20 protein-coding genes are annotated in these 15722 nt (G+C 69.2%); 14 read left to right on the forward strand and 6 right to left on the reverse strand.

The genetic code is table 11. From position 1 onward, the window contains the following. Window positions 1-58 precede the first annotated feature (58 nt). Window positions 59-1774 (forward strand): hypothetical protein, encoded by a 1716-nt coding sequence (locus tag RIB98_01875; protein ID MEQ8839704.1) that lies wholly within the window; start codon window positions 59-61, stop codon window positions 1772-1774. Window positions 1775-1778: 4 nt separating this feature from the next. Continuing rightward, window positions 1779-2330 carry a hypothetical protein gene (locus RIB98_01880; protein ID MEQ8839705.1) on the forward strand — a complete coding sequence of 184 codons (552 nt, stop codon included), beginning with the start codon at window positions 1779-1781 and terminating at the stop codon, window positions 2328-2330. Between the two features lie 22 nt (window positions 2331-2352). Here RIB98_01880 and RIB98_01885 read toward each other — a convergent pair whose 3' ends face one another. Next, window positions 2353-2871 (reverse strand): TrmH family RNA methyltransferase, encoded by a 519-nt coding sequence (locus tag RIB98_01885; GenBank protein ID MEQ8839706.1) that lies wholly within the window; start codon window positions 2869-2871, stop codon window positions 2353-2355. Further along, window positions 2871-3497 carry a methyltransferase gene (locus RIB98_01890; GenBank protein MEQ8839707.1) on the reverse strand — a complete coding sequence of 209 codons (627 nt, stop codon included), beginning with the start codon at window positions 3495-3497 and terminating at the stop codon, window positions 2871-2873. Before RIB98_01890 ends, RIB98_01885 begins: the two co-directional genes overlap by 1 nt. Window positions 3498-3520: 23 nt before the next feature. On the opposite strand from RIB98_01890, the gene def reads away from it, so the two are divergent. The 8 genes from def to RIB98_01930 are packed head-to-tail and all read left to right on the forward strand — an operon-like array spanning window position 3521 to window position 9564. After that, on the forward strand, window positions 3521-4054 hold the full coding sequence (gene def / locus RIB98_01895; GenBank protein MEQ8839708.1) for a peptide deformylase: 534 nt from the start codon (window positions 3521-3523) through the stop codon (window positions 4052-4054). Next, on the forward strand, window positions 4051-4932 hold the full coding sequence (locus RIB98_01900) for a methionyl-tRNA formyltransferase (GenBank protein MEQ8839709.1): 882 nt from the start codon (window positions 4051-4053) through the stop codon (window positions 4930-4932). Before def ends, RIB98_01900 begins: the two co-directional genes overlap by 4 nt. Continuing rightward, window positions 4932-6080: a transcription antitermination factor NusB gene (locus RIB98_01905; protein MEQ8839710.1), complete on the forward strand. Its 1149-nt coding sequence runs from the start codon at window positions 4932-4934 to the stop codon at window positions 6078-6080. Before RIB98_01900 ends, RIB98_01905 begins: the two co-directional genes overlap by 1 nt. Window positions 6081-6102: 22 nt before the next feature. Continuing rightward, window positions 6103-6615, forward strand: a complete 513-nt coding sequence (locus tag RIB98_01910; protein ID MEQ8839711.1) for a MogA/MoaB family molybdenum cofactor biosynthesis protein — start codon at window positions 6103-6105, stop codon at window positions 6613-6615. Next, on the forward strand, window positions 6615-7658 hold the full coding sequence (ribD, locus tag RIB98_01915; protein MEQ8839712.1) for a bifunctional diaminohydroxyphosphoribosylaminopyrimidine deaminase/5-amino-6-(5-phosphoribosylamino)uracil reductase RibD: 1044 nt from the start codon (window positions 6615-6617) through the stop codon (window positions 7656-7658). Before RIB98_01910 ends, ribD begins: the two co-directional genes overlap by 1 nt. An 11-nt stretch (window positions 7659-7669) precedes the next feature. Then, on the forward strand, window positions 7670-8545 hold the full coding sequence (hisG, locus tag RIB98_01920; protein ID MEQ8839713.1) for an ATP phosphoribosyltransferase: 876 nt from the start codon (window positions 7670-7672) through the stop codon (window positions 8543-8545). Then, complete coding sequence (locus tag RIB98_01925) at window positions 8542-8763, forward strand: hypothetical protein (GenBank protein MEQ8839714.1); 222 nt, start codon at window positions 8542-8544, stop codon at window positions 8761-8763. The genes hisG and RIB98_01925 overlap by 4 nt, the downstream gene beginning before the upstream one ends. Before the next feature lie 3 nt (window positions 8764-8766). Next, complete coding sequence (locus RIB98_01930) at window positions 8767-9564, forward strand: hypothetical protein (protein MEQ8839715.1); 798 nt, start codon at window positions 8767-8769, stop codon at window positions 9562-9564. A 28-nt stretch (window positions 9565-9592) separates the two neighbouring features. On the opposite strand, the gene RIB98_01935 is transcribed toward RIB98_01930, so the two are convergent. Together RIB98_01935 and RIB98_01940 are read right to left on the reverse strand one after the other, a co-directional pair. Further along, window positions 9593-11257, reverse strand: a complete 1665-nt coding sequence (locus RIB98_01935; protein ID MEQ8839716.1) for an HD domain-containing phosphohydrolase — start codon at window positions 11255-11257, stop codon at window positions 9593-9595. Between the two features lie 156 nt (window positions 11258-11413). Next, entirely contained in the window at window positions 11414-11872 is a 459-nt protein-coding gene (locus RIB98_01940) for a hypothetical protein (protein MEQ8839717.1), read from the reverse strand. Between the two features lie 94 nt (window positions 11873-11966). Between RIB98_01940 and infC the strand changes: the two genes are divergently transcribed. From infC to RIB98_01960, 4 genes are all read left to right on the forward strand, one after another. Then, window positions 11967-12740 (forward strand): translation initiation factor IF-3, encoded by a 774-nt coding sequence (infC, locus tag RIB98_01945; GenBank protein MEQ8839718.1) that lies wholly within the window; start codon window positions 11967-11969, stop codon window positions 12738-12740. A 13-nt stretch (window positions 12741-12753) separates the two neighbouring features. Next, window positions 12754-12945: a 50S ribosomal protein L35 gene (rpmI, locus tag RIB98_01950; protein ID MEQ8839719.1), complete on the forward strand. Its 192-nt coding sequence runs from the start codon at window positions 12754-12756 to the stop codon at window positions 12943-12945. A gap of 101 nt (window positions 12946-13046) precedes the next feature. Then, window positions 13047-13409, forward strand: a complete 363-nt coding sequence (rplT, locus tag RIB98_01955; protein MEQ8839720.1) for a 50S ribosomal protein L20 — start codon at window positions 13047-13049, stop codon at window positions 13407-13409. Then, complete coding sequence (locus RIB98_01960) at window positions 13409-14191, forward strand: RNA methyltransferase (GenBank protein ID MEQ8839721.1); 783 nt, start codon at window positions 13409-13411, stop codon at window positions 14189-14191. Before rplT ends, RIB98_01960 begins: the two co-directional genes overlap by 1 nt. 39 nt (window positions 14192-14230) lie before the next feature. Here RIB98_01960 and RIB98_01965 read toward each other — a convergent pair whose 3' ends face one another. Beyond that, a complete protein-coding gene (locus RIB98_01965) occupies window positions 14231-15322 on the reverse strand; it encodes a hypothetical protein (GenBank protein ID MEQ8839722.1) in 1092 nt (363 codons plus the stop codon). A gap of 94 nt (window positions 15323-15416) precedes the next feature. Continuing rightward, complete coding sequence (locus RIB98_01970) at window positions 15417-15716, reverse strand: GNAT family N-acetyltransferase (protein MEQ8839723.1); 300 nt, start codon at window positions 15714-15716, stop codon at window positions 15417-15419. Window positions 15717-15722: the final 6 nt, after the last annotated feature.

The raw sequence follows: 15722 nt of genomic DNA on the forward strand, positions 1-15722 counted from the left end.
ACCGCCAGCGCCCGAGACGGAAACACACGCTGCCACGACCCGCCCCGAGGGGCGGGTCGTGCGCGTGCTCCCCGATGTGGTGGCCATCGACCGCGAGTTCGACTATCTCGTGCCGTCGGCATGGGGGAGCGACGGGCGAAACGACCGACTTGCCTTGGGGTCCATGGTCCGCATCGATCTCGCCGGCCGGCGGGTCGCCGCCTGGGTCATGGCGTTGGACGTCGAACCGATCGACGGCGTGCGCTACTCCGAACTCCAGAAACTCAGCGGCATCGGACCCGATGAGGAACTCATCGACCTGGCGGGCTGGGCGGCGTGGCGATGGGCCGGTCGCCGCGTACCGTTCCTTCGCGCCGCCTCGCCGCCGCGCATGGTCGCCGGGGTCCCGACGCGGGGTCACCCGATCTCGCCGGTGCCGGCCGGCCCCGGCGACGTGTTCGACGACGCCTTCGACCACGAGGTCTCGGTGGTAAGAACCCCGCCGGCCGACGACGGTGTGTCACTCGCGTTGGCCGCGTGTCGACGAGGCGACGCCCTCTTGATCCTGGCGGACATGAGTCGCGCCCGGCGGATGGCGATCGCGCTGCGGCGGGCCGGCGTCACCGTGGCGCTGGGCCCCGACGAGTGGGCCGCCGCCGCAGCCGGGGCGACGGTGGTGGGGACCCGCTCGGCCGCGTGGTTGCCGATGCCCGACCTCGCCGCCGTGGTGGTGTTCGACGAGCACGAGGAAACGCTGCAGGAAGAGCGGACGCCGACCTGGCACGCCCGCGACGTGGCCATCGAGCGGGCCAGGCGACGCGGGGTGCCGACCGTGCTGTGCTCGCCGACACCGTCGCTCGAGGCGCTGCGCTCCGGCCGTCTCCTGCGACCGAACCGCACGGCCGAGCGCGAGGGCTGGCCGGTGGTCGACGTCCTCGACCGTCGCGACGACGACCCGGTCAAGGCGGGTCCCTTCGCTCCCCGGCTCGGCGACCGCGTGCGCGACGGTCGCGTGATCTGCGTGCTCAACCGGAAGGGTCGCTCACGACTCCTGGCGTGTGCCGCCTGCGGCGAGATCGTGCGATCCGAGGACGGCACCGAGCCCATGGTGCTGATGGAGGATCGACTGGAGACGGCCGACGGCACCGAGCATCGCCCGGTGGTGTGCGCCAACTGCGGGAGCACGTCACTGAAGAACCTGCGGGCCGGTGTCACCCGGGCCCGGGAGGAACTCGAGGCGCTCGTGGGGGAGTCGGTCGACGAGATCACCGCGGCTGACGACGACCCACCGACCAGTCGAGTGGTGATCGGCACCGAAGCGGTGTTGCACCGGGTGGATCGGGCCGCGGTGGTCGTCTTCCTGGACCTCGACCAGGAACTGCTCGCGCCCCGGCAGCGGGCGGCAGAGCAGGCGCTCGCTCTGCTCGCCCGGGCCGCCCGGCTGCTCGGACCCCGCAGCGATGGCGGCCGGCTTGTCCTCCAGACCCGTCAGCCCGATCACGAGGTCGTTCGGGCTGCGGTGCGGGCCGACCCCTCGGTGGTCGCCGTTGCGGAGCGCGATCGCCGCCAGGATCTCGGCACGCCACCGTATGGCGCGCAGGTGCTGGTGACCGGGGCCGGCGGCGCCGAGTTCATGGCCGCATTCGGCACGCCCGAGGGTGTGCGGGTGCGCGGCCCGATCGACGACCGATGGCTCCTGCGGGCCGACACCCACGCGCCGCTCCTCGATGCGCTGGCTCGCACGCCGCGCCCGTCGGCCCGGCTGCGGGTCGAGGTCGATCCGCTGCGAGTATGACGGCATGCGTCGGCCCTGGATCGTGCTCGTCCTGATCGTGTGTGCGGTGGTCGGCGGTGTGCTGATCATCACCGCCGACGAGTCCGAGGCGCCCGTCGATCTCGAGGCGTTCACCACCGAGGAGGGTCTCGTCACCGAGATTCCGAGCGGTTGGGTGGTCTCCGAGGAGTTCCCGTTCGACTTCGCGCCCCCGGACGAGGGCAAGTCGTTCAACCAATGGACCGTGGCTCGGGCCTGTCCGAGTGAGGGCTGCGCCGAGCGGTCCCTCGACGAGTGGCTCGGTATCGCGTCGGAGTTGCCGATGTTCACGGCGATCGAGGATGCCGACGAGGACGGCCTCATCGGCGTCGAGGGCGAGACGGGCGCCGACGTGCGCATCGTTCGAGCCCAGACCGAGAGCGCCGGTCGGCTCGTCTTGGTGGCGGCCTTCACGGACGGTGCCGAGGACTTCGTGGCCTGTGGGGCGCGCCTCGGGATCGCTGCCGACGAGCGCCTGCTCGACGCCATCGTCGACGTCTGTCGGAGCACCGAGCGGGCCGACTCGTCGGCCGAGTAGCAGCCTCGGATCCCGGGCGTCGCTAGGCCCAGCTGCGGCGGCGGGCTTCGTAGATCGCGATGGCGGTTGCCGCCGCGACGTTGAGTGAGCCGACCTTGCCGAGCTGGGGGATGAACGCCGTCTGGTCACAGACCGCGAGGGTGGCCGGGGTGACTCCCCGGTCCTCGTGGCCGATCACGAGCGCCACGTCGCCGTCGAGGTCGGCGGCGGGCAGCGGTACGGCGTCGGAGGTGAGTTCGATGGCCACGACCCGGTAGCCGGCGGCCTTGGCTGCGGCGACGGCGGTGGGGCCGTCGTCGACCACGTCCCAGGTGAGATACCGCTGGGTGCCCAGCGCGGTCTTGTTGACCTTGTCGTGGTTCGGCGCAGTGCCGGCCGCGATCCACAGATGGTCCACGCGTTCCGCCGCTGCGGTGCGGACGACTGAGCCGACGTTGAACGGGTTCTGCACACCGTCGAGAACCAGGGCGAGCCGGCCTTCGGTCCGTCGCCGCCATTCCCGGTGCAGTCGCTTCATGCCGGTGCCGTCGAGTTGGGCCATCACGCAGTCTTCCCGGATTCGTTGTCGCCGCGTCGCACCTCGAGGATCCGGTACCCGGCGCGGCTCGACAGTCGTGAGGTCGGGAATCCCTGCTCGCCGAGCCAGTTGGCGAGGGAGTCGCTGCCGAGGTGCTTCTGGACGACGAGATGCGCCGCGCCGTCGGGTGTCAGCCGGGGGAGCCATCGGAGCAGTAACTGGTGGAGCGCCTTTTTTCCCACGCGAATCGGCGGGTTGGACAGGATGCGATCGAACGCGAGATCGCTCGGCACCTCGTCGGGTACGCCGACGTGCACGCGGTCGCCGAGACCCGTCGCGTCGGCATTCGCCGCGGTCAGCGCCCTCGCTCGACGGTTCACGTCGATGCCCCACACGGTTGCGCGGGGAGCGCGGTGGCCGGCGACACAGGTGATCGGACCCCAGCCGCAGCCGATGTCGAGGATCGAACGGGCGTCGTCGAGGGCCGGGGCCTCGAGCAACAACAGCTTCGTGCCGGCGTCGAGTCTGCCGGCCGAGAACACCCCACGGTCGGCGGTCAGGGTGAGGGTCATGTCGGGCAGCGTGACGGTGACCGGATGGGGCGACGACGGCGTGTCGGGATCGTCGTCGAAGTAGTGACCGTCGCTCACCGGGTCGACGGTAACCTGAACGCATGTCCGGCTACGACATCCGCATCATCGGCGACCCTGTCCTGCGGCAGACGGCGCAGGAGATCACCGACATCGACGGGTCGTTGGTGCGGCTGGTCGACGACATGCTCGACACGATGTACGAGGCGCCCGGTATCGGTTTGGCCGCGCCTCAGGTCGGCGTCCAGAAGCGCTTGTTCGTGTGGGACGTGGGCGAAGGCCCCGAGGCCATCGTCAATCCCCGGATCGTGGAGAGCGACGGCGAATGGGTCTTCGAGGAAGGCTGCCTGTCGGTGCCGGGGCTCTCGTGGGAGATCGTCCGGCCCAAGGTGGTCCACATCGTCGGGCGTGACCTCGACGGCAACGAAGTCTCGTTCGAGGCCGACGAGATCGAAGCGCGGCTCTTCCAGCACGAGCTCGACCATCTCGACGGCACGCTGCTCATCGAGCGGCTCGACGACGACATCCGCAAGGAGGCGCTGAAGACCATTCGCGACCTCCAGCTGCGGGCCGCCGAGAAGCCCCGTACCTCAGGCGGCGGGCTGACGCTCCCGTGACGATCCCGCCCCCGGCGGAGATCCGACGCGTCGCCTATCTCGGCACTCCTGATCTCGCCGTGCGGCCGTTGACGGCGTTGGTGGAAGCCGGCTACGAGGTCCCGATCGTGATCAGCCGGCCCGACACCCGCCGGGGAAGGGGTGGCGCCCACCAGCCGTCCCCGGTGAAGGCTGCGGCCCAGGGGCTCGGCCTCCGCGTCACCGACCGGCTCACCGACCTGGCCGACGTCGACGTCGACCTGGGTGTCGTCGTCGCCTATGGACGGATCATCCCTGCGGCGGTGCTCGACGAGCTGGCCATGGTGAACCTCCACTTCTCGCTGTTGCCGCGCTGGCGCGGCGCCGCGCCGGTCGAGCGCGCGATCCTGGCCGGCGACCCGATCACCGGCGTGTGCCTCATGGCGGTCGAGGAAGGGCTCGACACCGGTGGCGTCTATCGCCGCGACGAAGTCGAGATCGACGGCGACGAGACCCTCGACGAGCTGCGCGGCCGGCTCGTGGCGATCGGTGTGGCCCAGCTGCTCGACGGTCTGGCCAACGGACTCGGCGAGCCACTTCCACAGGTCGGCGAGCCCGTACACGCGGCGAAGATCAGTGCCGATGAACGACGGATCGACTGGCACGCGCCCGCGATCGACGTGCATCGGCGGGTGCGCACCGGGGGTGCGTGGACGACCTTTCGGGGCAAACGCCTGAAGATCCACCGCACGTCGCTCACCGACGGGAACGGCGATGTCGGGTCGATCGACGGTGTACGGGTCTTCGCCGGCGAGGGTGCGGTCGACCTGGTCGAGGTGCAGCCCGAGGGAAAGGGCCGCCAGGCCGCCGCTGCGTGGCGCAACGGGGCGCAGCCGACCGCCGACGATCGCCTCCTCTGATGGCCGATTCACCGGCGTCGAGCGACGCGCGCAGAGTGGCGATCGACGCCATCGTCCGCATCGACGAGGACGGGGCCTACGCCAACGTGGTCCTCCCGGGAATCCTGGCCGACACCGATCTCGAACCGCGCGATCGTGGCTTCGTCACCGAGCTCGTCTACGGCTCGACGCGGCGAAAGCGGGCGCTCGATCATGTGGTCGACCGTTTCCTGGTGCAGGACCCGCCCCCGGCCGCCCGGGCCGCGTTGCGCATCGGGGCCCACCAGCTGATCGAGATGGGCACGCCGCCCCATGCCGCCGTGTCGGCCACGGTGTCGGCCGCGCCGAAGCGGTTCAGGGGCATGGTCAATGCGGTGCTGCGAAAGGTGGCCACTGCGCAGACCGAGGGCATCGAATACCCGTCGCTCGCCGTGGCGCTGAGCTATCCCGACTGGATGGTCGCGCGGCTCTCCGACGAGCTCGGCGCCGACGCGGCCGAGGCCGCCCTGCGGACCATGAACGATCCTGCGACGGTGCAGCGTCGCGACGACGGCTACGTGCAGGACGAGAGTTCGCAGCGAGTGGCCGCCCTCGTACCGTCGGGTGCCGGTCAACTCGTGCTCGACATGTGCGCCGCACCGGGTGGCAAGGCCACCGAGATCGCCGGTCGGGGCGCCACCGTGGTGGCCGCCGACCTGCAGCGCCACCGTGTCGGGCTGATCGCGTCCAACGTGGACCGGCTCGAACTCGACGGGGTCGCGGTGCTCCAGGCGGACGGCACGTCACCGCCCTTCGCGCCGGCGTCGTTCGACGCGGTGCTGGTCGATGCGCCTTGCTCGGGGTTGGGCGCCCTCCGCCGTCGTCCCGATGCCCGCTGGCGGATCACGCCCGCCGACATCGAGTCGCTCGGCGCGCTCCAGACCCGGCTCCTCGAAGAGGCTGCGCCGCTGGTGAAGCCCGGAGGAGCGTTGGTCTACAGCGTGTGCACCCTCACGAAGGCCGAGTCCGTCGATGTCGTCGGCCGCGCCCACGAGACGCTCGGTGATCTCGGCTTCGACGGTGTCGGGGGCGAGGGCGACGGATGGCGTTCCTTCGGCCCGGGGGTGGAGATCCTCGAACCGGGCCCGCAACACGACGGAATGTGTCGCGCTCTCTTCCGGCGCGGCTGAGGCGAATGGGTAGGGTCGCACCATGAACCACGGACACGAGGCCGACGACGCCACGCCGCTCCACGTCAAGATCCTCACGGTCTCCGACGGTGTCGTGCACGGCACCCGCGAGGACCGGTCCGGTGCCATTCTCGACGACCACATGAGTGCCACGGGGTGGACGGTCGTGGACCGCCGGGTGACCGAAGACGGCGAGCTGCCGGTGGCCGGTGCGCTCCGGGCGATGGCCCAGGGATTCCACGGGCTGATCATCACCACCGGCGGCACCGGGTTCGGTCCGCGCGACCGCACGCCGGAAGGCACCCGCGCGGTGATCGATCGCGAGGCGCCGGGCCTCGCCGAGGCGATGCGGCTCGTCAGCCCGCTCGGCCGGTTGAGCCGGGCCGTGGCGGGCACCGTCGGCACCGCACTCGTCGTGAACACCCCCGGATCCTCGAAGGGATGCGTGGAGACGATCGACGCAGTGATCGACGTGTTGCCCCATGCGGTGCGACTCCTGGTCGACAATGCCGATCCCCATCCCGCGGGACCGTGATGGACGACGTCTCTCCGGTGCTCGATCGCGACCGCATGCTGCGGGCCGTCGACGTCGCCAGCCGGGCCCGCCACCGAACGTCGCCCAATCCGTGGGTCGGCGTCACCCTCGTCCAGACCGACGGCAGCGTCACCTGGGGAGCCACGGAACCGGCCGGGGGCAACCACGCCGAGATCGAGGCGTTGGCCGCAGCCGAGGTCACCGAGGGTGCCACCGTCTACACCACCCTCGAGCCCTGCAATCACCACGGCCGCACCGGCCCCTGCACCGAGGCGCTGATCGAAGCCGGCATCGCCCGGGTCGTGATCGGCGTGACGGACCCCGATCCGCACGTCGCCGGCGCGGGTATCGAACGCCTGCGGGCGGCCGGCATTCGCGTCGACGTCGGCGTGGCGGCCGAGGAGGTCGAGCGCCAACTGCGGCCCTATCTCCATCACCGGCGCACCGGCCGGCCCTGGGTCGTGCTGAAGCTGGCCGCGAGCATCGACGGGCGCGTCGCTGCGCCCGATGGGTCCTCACAGTGGATCACCGGTCCCGAGGCCCGCGCCGACGCCCATCGACTCCGAGCCGAGAGCGACGCCATCCTCGTGGGCGCAGGCACCGTGCGGGCCGACGACCCCGCGCTGACCGTGCGGGACTGGCCGCCGCCCGAACTCCGGATCGATCCGGCGGGGGTCCGTGATCCGCGCCGAGTGGTGCTCGGTGCGGCCCCGGCCGATGCCCGAGTGCATCCGTGCCTCGAGTTCGACGGCGAGGTCCCCGACCTGCTCGATCAGCTCGGTGCCGATGAGGTGGTCCAGCTGATGGTCGAAGGCGGCCCGCGGGTGGCTCACACGTTTCACCATCAGGGCCTGGTGGACGAGTACGTGATCTATCTGGCGCCGGTGCTCTTCGCCGGCGGGGATGCGGCGGGACTGTTCGCCGGTGCGGGCGCCGTCTCGATCGACTCGGTCTGGCGGGGCCGGTTCGACGAGGTGGTCACGCTCGGTGCCGACCTCCGGGTCACCCTCCTGGCCCACGGCGGCGAATCCGCCGAGGGATAGCCTTCACGCCCATGCTGAAGCTGGTTCTCCCCAAGGGGTCGCTCGAGAAGGCCACGTTGGATCTCTTCGAGGCGGCCGACCTTCCCGTCGAGCGCTCGTCCTCGGTGGCCTACAAGGCCACGATCGACGATCCTCGCATCGAATCGGTGCGGATCCTTCGACCGCAGGAGATCCCCACCTATGTCGCCGACGGTTTGTTCGACGTGGGCATCACCGGTCGTGACTGGATCGAGGAGACCAGCAGTCGGGTCGAGACGCTCGGCGAGCTGAAGTATTCGAAGGCCACGTCGAAGCCGGTGCGCATCGTGATGGCGGTGGCGGGCGACTCCCCGTGGCAGTCCGTGGCGGACCTGCCCGCCGGGGTCAAGGTGTCCACCGAGTACCCCGAGATCACCCGGCGGTTCCTGGCCGACGCCGGGGTCGACGCCGATGTCCGCCTCAGCTACGGCGCCACCGAGGCGAAGGTGCCCGACATCGTCGACGTCGTGGTCGACATCACCGAGACCGGGCGGGCACTGCACGCGGCCGGTCTGCGCATCATCGACACACTCGTCACCAGCTACACCGAACTGATCGCGAACCCGGAGTCGTTCGCCGACCCCGACAAGGCCCACGCAATGGGCCAGATCCACACACTGCTCCAGGGCGTGCTCGACGCCCGGGGGAAGGTGCTCGTGAAGATGAACGTGCCGGTGGGCTCGCTCGACGCGGTCATCGAACTGCTCCCGTCGATGAAGGCCCCAACCGTCAACGAGCTCTTCCGCGGTGCGGGCTATGCGATCGAGACCGTCGTTCCGAAGAACGAGATCAACATCCTCATCCCTGCGCTGCGAGACGGCGGGGCCACCGACATCGTGGAGTTGCCGATCGCCAAGATCGTGCCATGAGCCGACGGAGCGGGGCCGGCCGCCGGCAGGGCCGGGTGAGCGCCTATGACGACGCCGCCGGCTGCGGGACCCTCGCCGACGACGACGGCGAATGGTTCTTCCACTGCACGGCGATCGCCGACGGCACTCGGACGATCGCGCCCGGGGCCGAGGTCGACTTCCTGCTGGTCCCTGGGCATCTCGGGCGATGGGAGGGGCGAGACATCCGTCTCGCCTAGGTGGTGAACGGCGTCGCGGTCGCGCTGGTCCTCAGCTCGGCGTTCTTCCACGCCATCTGGAACGCCAGAGCGAATCGCGGCGACGACCGAGCGGTCGAGTTGGCCATCGCCTACGCCACCGGCGCGGTCGTCCTGCTGCCCTGGCTGGTCATGGACCCCCCGACCGAGGTGCTCGGATGGATGGTGCTCAGCGGGCTGGCCCATGGCGGCTACATCGGCTTCCTCGCGCAGGCGTATCGACGCGGTGGGTTGGCGACGACCTACCCGATCGCTCGCGGGGCTGCGCCGCTGTTCGTGGCGGCAGCGGGCATCTGGCTGCTCGACCAGACCCCGGCGGTCACGACGGTCGCAGGGGCAATCGTGGTCGGCGTGGGCATGTCGGTCATCGGCGGGGTGGCGTGGGGTCAGGGCGAACGCGCCGCAGTGGCGATGGCGCTCGTCACCGGTGGCTTCATCGCCTCCTACACGCTCCTCGACGCCCGCGGAGTGGAGTCCACCGGTGAACTCGGCTACTTCGCCGGTGCCTCGATGGTGGCGGCGGCGGTCGTGCTGTTGACCGAACGGGCCTCGCTCGCGCGGGTTCGAGCCTCGCTGTACGAGGGTCTGCGGATCGGTGCCTTCGCCGTGGTGGCCTACGGTCTCGTGCTGCTCGCCTACACCCGGGCCGACGCGGCTGACATCGCGACCCTTCGGGGGACCTCGATCCTGTTCGGGCTGGTTCTCGTGCGCCGCACGGTCACCGCCCGCTTGCTCACCGGCACGCTGGCGGTCGTGCTCGGGGCAGTGCTCGTCGTGGTGTGAGCCGGACGTGGTCTGAGCCGGCGGCGAGCTACACGACGATGTTGATCGTGACCATGGCAGTGTCGCAGCTGCCGGCCATCGAGCAGATTCGGTAGACGAAACTGTCGGACCCGCCGATCGGGAGGCCGGTGGGGGACCAGGTGATCTCCCCCGTCGCCTGGTTGACGCTCGTCGTGCCCCGCGACGGCCCGGCGACGACCGCCAGCGTCGTGGTGTTCGCACTCGACGTGCCGAAGTCGTCGTTGGCCAGCACAGCAACCGTGCGGCCCACTCCGAGGAGCACGGTCGTGCTGTCGTCGTTCGCCTCGGTGACTGCGGGCGCCAGTGTGGTGGTCGTCGTCGTGGTCGTCGTCGTACCGGTGCTGGCGGTGGTTGTGGTCGTCGCATCGGTGCCGGCGGTCGCTGTGGTCGTCGTACCGGTGCCGGCGGTCGTTGTGGTCGCCGGACTCGCCGTGGTGGTCGGTGTCGGGTCGCTCGGGTCTCGGGTCGTGGCCGGCGCCAAGGGGTCCGCGGCGGTCGTCGTCGGCGTCGGGTCGCCGGCGGTCGTGGTGGCGCGGGGCGTGGTGGTCGTCGGCGCCGGTGCGAGGTCCGTCGGGTCATCCGGAACGGTGGATCCAGGAGCTTCGTCGTCCTCCACCGCCCGTTCGACGGCGAACGAGACCTCCTCCTCCGGGAGCTCGGTGAGAGGCGTGGCGATCACGGCTGCTGCAGTGATGGTGCCGGCGGCCACGACACCGCCGACCGACTGGACGGCGGCGGGGATGGCGGGCAGGCGCAGCATGGTCGGCAGGTGGGCGAGCCAGCCGAGCCAACCCGTGATCATCCGTTGGCGGGGTATCGAGATCTGGAGAAACGATCGGACGAGGGCCGCGTCGAACTGGGTGCCGGCATTGCGAAGCAGTTCGGCGCGAGCCTGGGACGCGGGCTGCGGTCGCTTGTAGGAGCGGGTGGCCGTCATGACATCGAACGCATCGGCGATCGAGACGATCCGGCCCGAGAGCGAGATCTCCTCGCCGGCCAGCCCGTCGGGGTAGCCCTTGCCGTCGATGCGCTCGTGATGCTGGGTCGCACAATCGACCCAGTCTCCGAGCCAGGGCCGCAACGAGCGGACGTACTTCTCTGCGTGGCCGGGGTGTGACTTGAGCACCGTCCACTCGTCGTCGCTCGGTCGACCGTTCTTGTTCAACACCGACTCGGGCACGTGAAGCTTGCCGACGTCGTGGGCGAGCGACGCCCAGTTGAGCTTGATCAGGTCGTTCTTGTTCAACCCGATCTCTTCACCGAGCATCACGGAGAATGCTCGGACCCGCTCGGAGTGGCCGCGGGTCAGTCGGTCGTGGGCGCTGAGGCGCGCCAGCAGCTCGACGAGGTGCTCGGCCGCGGCCTGGTTCGACTCGAACGTCGCAGGGATGGCGACCGAGCGTCCGAGGTCACGACCGGTGTGGGCGCGAAGCGCGGCGCCGAACCTCGACGGTGCGGCGTCCGGGAACACGAGCGACATCTGGAACAGGGCGCGAAGCGGGGCAAGGCGCCGGGTGGCGAAGTTGGCCACCCGCATCCCCGCGAAGGCAGCGGCGACCATGAGCGCGAGCCATGGCAGCAGTAGGAGAAGCGTCTTCGGCTTCGCGACGACGACCATCGAGGCCCAGACGGCGAGGAAGCCGACGGCGGCCGGAAGCAAGAGTGATACCAACCACACGAGCGCACTGATCCCTCGACGCGGCTGCCAGGTGCGCGCGTCGAGAGAGTCGGCTTGAGAGTCGGCGGACCCGCCGGTGGCAGAGGTCCGCTCTGTCGATTGGGTCACCTCCTCCAGATCGGCCTGCGAGAACGCCGAATGAGGAGTGGGTCAGGCGGTCTCGTCCGAAGCCTGGGACTTCAGCTGCACGAAGACCATGCGGAGCTGATCGAGTGCCTCGACCAGTGTTGCCTCGGCCTCGCCGAGACGCCCTTGGAGCTTCTCGACGATGGCGGCGAGGCCGTCGATGGCGACGGTTGCCTCGCTGAAGTTCGGGGTTTCCTGCGACAGGTGCAGGGCGGCCAGTTCGTAGAGCCCCATGCCGTGGTTGGCCACGATCATCGCGGCCGGGGTCTCGAGCAGTCGACCCCGTGCCTCGGTCATCTCTCGCACCATCTCCTCGGCACGAGTCCGTTCCTCGGGGCTGAGATCGTCGAGCTTCACTCCCTCGGGGAGCGCGGCCGCGATCTCGTCGTCGAGGCTGTGGTCGACGGCGGGCGCCTCGGCCTGTGGGGCGGGAGAAGGGCGATCAACGGGGTGTTCGCCCCCAGGTGTCCAGAGAGAACTCATGGCTGGTACCCTAACGGTCACAATTGAATGGCAAGCGGGGCAACCCCCACCTGGCCATCCGGTTCGTGCTCACTCCGGTGGATGCGGGTCGCTGATGCGTCCAGGTCGACCACACGGCAGAATCCTCCGGATTCTTTCGCGGACGTCGGCTCGCCGACGTCCGTTGTTTCGTTTTCGCCGGGTACATGGTTTCCCGGAGATACGGCTCGACGGAGACCCAGCCAACCTACGGAGGTTCCGTGCTCACAAGGATTTCAGAGCGATAGCACCGCAAAACGACGAGCCAAGGATCAATGATCGGATCCGCGCCCGAGAGGTCCGTTTGATCGGACACGACGGCGAACAGATCGGCGTCAAGACGCTGCCCGAAGCGCAGAACATCGCGCGAGCGTCCGGCCTCGACCTGGTGGAGGTCGCCCCCGAGGCGAAGCCGCCGGTCTGCAAGGTCATGGACTACAGCAAGTTCAAGTACGAGGCGAACCAACGGGCGAAAGAGTCCAAGAAGAAGTCCTCGAACCTGTCGGTCAAGGAGATGAAGTACCGGCCCAAGATCGGTCCGGGAGACTTCGACACCAAGACTCGCAAGGTCGAGGAGTTCCTCGGAGAAGGTCACAAGGTCAAGGTCACGATCATGTTCCGTGGCCGAGAGATGCAACACCCCGAACTGGGTCGCAAGATCCTCGATCGGGTCGCCGAGACGGTCGAACACGTCGGCAAGGTGGAGTTCCACCCCCGACAGGACGGCCGCAACATGGTGATGGTGCTCGCTCCCGACAAGCAGGCCCAGGCCCGCCACCAGAAGCAGAAAGAAAAGGAAGAGGCCGAAGCGGCAGCCGCCGAAGCCTCGGAGTCCAACTCCGAATCCTGAGAAAGAAGACAAAATGCCAAAGATGAAGACCCACAAGGGCGCGGCCGCGCGGTTCAAGCGCACCGGCTCCGGCAAGCTCAAGCGCCGGCACCAGGGCAAGAACCACATGATGGAGGGCAAGAGCCCGAAGCGTGTGCGTCAGCTCCGCAAGACGACCCTCGTTTCGAAGGCCGACGAGAAGAACCTGCGCGACCTCGGCGTCTGAGCCGGTCCGTACCCCATTCACCGAGTGCCAGGAGTCGAATCGACTCCCGGCGAGAAGTCCGCACGCCGACGGCGTGAGGCGAAATAGAGAAAGGGAGACTCATGGCACGCGTCAAGCGGTCTGTTCACTCCAAGAAGCGCCGCCGGGTAGTACTCGAGCGGGCGAAGGGCCACTACGGCAACCGCTCACGGACGTTCAAGTCCGCCAACGAATCGGTCATGCACGCGGGCAACTACGCGTTCCGCGATCGTCGGGCCCGCAAGGGTGAGTTCCGCAAGCTGTGGATCCAGCGCATCAACGCCGCGTGCCGTGAGAACGGCACCAGCTACAGCCGGTTCATCGCCGGGCTGAAGGCGGCCGAGATCGAGGTCGACCGCAAGATGCTGTCCGAGATGGCCATCCACGACCCGGCCGCGTTCAGCGCTCTCGTCGAGGCGGCCAACGGGGCGCTCACCGACGCCTGATGGCTCCTGCCGCCGGGTCACATGTGCTCGGGGCACAGAATCCGAGAATCGCTGAACTGCGTCGCCTGATCGGGCGGCGCAGTTCGCGTTCCGCCGAGATCGTGCTCGAAGGGCCGCGGACGGTTCGTGAGGCCCTCGACGCCGGCCATGTCCCGTCGACGGTGATCCTCCCCGAATCCCACGACGATCATCCGCTGCTCGAGGAGCTGCCGGCCGGTGTCGAGGTCATCGTCACCCGCGACAACGTGTTCGAGCGGCTCGCCCCGTCGGTCTCGCCCCAGCCGATGCTGGCGCTGGTGCCCCGCCCGAACGGGGAGGTGCCAGCCGCGTTCGGTGCCGACGACGTCGCGCTGGTTCTGGCCGAAGTGAGTGATCCTGGCAACGTCGGGACGCTCATCCGGGTCGCGGATGCCGTGGGGGCCGCCGCGGTGGTCTGCATCGGTGGAGCCGATCCGTGGGGCCCCAAGGTGGTCCGCTCGTCGGCCGGTTCGGTTCTGCGGGTGCCCGTGGTGCAGCTCGACACGTTCGAGGACGCCTCCGAGCGTCTCCGTGGCGCCGGTGCGAGAGTGATCGGCACCGATGTGCGTGAGGGTGAGCCGCACGACGGGGGAGTGCTCGACGGCCCGGTGGCCATCGTGCTCGGCTCCGAGCCCCACGGGCTCGACCGTTCCATCGCCCCGCTGATCGACGCGTGGGTCCGCATCGACATGCCCGGCAACACCGAATCGCTCAACGTCGCGATGGCCGGCACATTGCTGGCCTACGAGGCCCGTCGACGCTGAGTTGCTACGGCACCGAGAAGGCGACGGTGAATTCGTGGCTCAGTTCGAAGCCGATCCAGCGCCGGGTGTCGTCGAGTCCAGCGCAAGTGCGTCGACCGTCCAGAAGAGGCTGACGGCGATCCATGTCCGACCATGTCCGACCTGTACGGGCTCGGGCTGGAAATCAGTAGTGCCGTCGCCCACCCGACCCCGGTCGTTCTTGCCCCAACACCACATCGAGTTGTCCTGTTGGATCCCGCATGCCGAGCTGGGGCCGGTGTCGACGGTTCGCCACGCGCTGTCAGCGCCCACCCGAGTCGGTATCTCGGCGAATATCTCGTTCGTGAAGAGGAGGCTGCCCCAGCACCACAGACTGTTGTCGATTCTGGTGGCACAGGCGTACGAGTCGGCGAGGCTCACCTCCCGCCAATCGGTCGACGACCCGACCTGGGTCGGGACCGGATACTCGACCTCGGGCCCGGGACCCTGCCCCGTCTCGCCGCTGACGTCGACGCCCCAGCACCAGAGCGTGTGGTCATTCTGTACGCCGCAGCTCGCTCTGTAGCCGGAGTCGACGGAGATCCATCGGGCGTCGCTGATCAGCACCGGGTCGGGACGGTAGTCCCGGGTGCCATCGCCGAGCTGGTAGGTGGTGTTCGCGCCCCAGCACCACAACGATCCATCGACCTTCGTTCCGCACAACGACTCCTGGCTCCCGCCCACGGTCGCCCAGTCGGTGGTGTTGCTTCGCGGTTGCGGCGAGAGCACGAGGTCAGCCGGGTCGGGCGGATAGGTCCCGTCGTTGATGACACCCCAGCACCAGAGCGTGCGGTCGGTCTTCACTCCACAGGTCGACGCCGCCGTCGTGTTGACATCCAGCCAGGTGTCGGTGCCGATGCGAACGAAGTCGTCGGTGGCGACGCCGGTGCCGTCGCCGACCTCACCGAATCGGTTCTCGCCGTGGCACCACAGGCCGAAGTCGACGGCGATACGGCAGGTGTTGAAGGCACTGGCGCTGGTACTCAGCCAACCGGCCGTCTCTTCGGCAGGAGTGCTGGGGCCCTGGTCGTAGCGGTTGCCCCAGGTCCATGCGGTGCAGCTGCTCGCCAGCAGAGCGACCACGAGGGCCGTCGTCAGTTTCTCTCGTAACACCGCTCGCCTCCCCGTCCACCAGGCTGGAGCCGGCCGGGAGCGACCGCAATGGGTCCATTGGCCCATCGGCGGCGATGGGTCGCGGCTGAAGGGTCTACGCCAAGAGGTCCGCGTCGGCGGGATGGTCGCGGATGTAGGCGGCGGCGAACGGGCACTGGGGGACGATCGTCATCTCCCGTTCGCGCAGGTCGTCGAGGAGGCCCCGCATGAGCCGGTCGGCCATGCCTCGGCCTCGCATCGAAGGGTCGGTCTCGACATGGGGCACCACGATGGTCGACCCCGCGGTGGAGTAGTCGGCGATCGACACGATGCGGTCGTCGACGAGCAGCTCGTAGCGCTCGCGGTCGGGGTTGTCGCGAACGACGTGGGAGAGGTCGTCGGCTGGTTCGGTCACGTCAAC

Source organism: Acidimicrobiales bacterium, from assembly GCA_040219515.1.
Taxonomy (GTDB): Bacteria; Actinomycetota; Acidimicrobiia; order Acidimicrobiales; family Aldehydirespiratoraceae; genus JAJRXC01.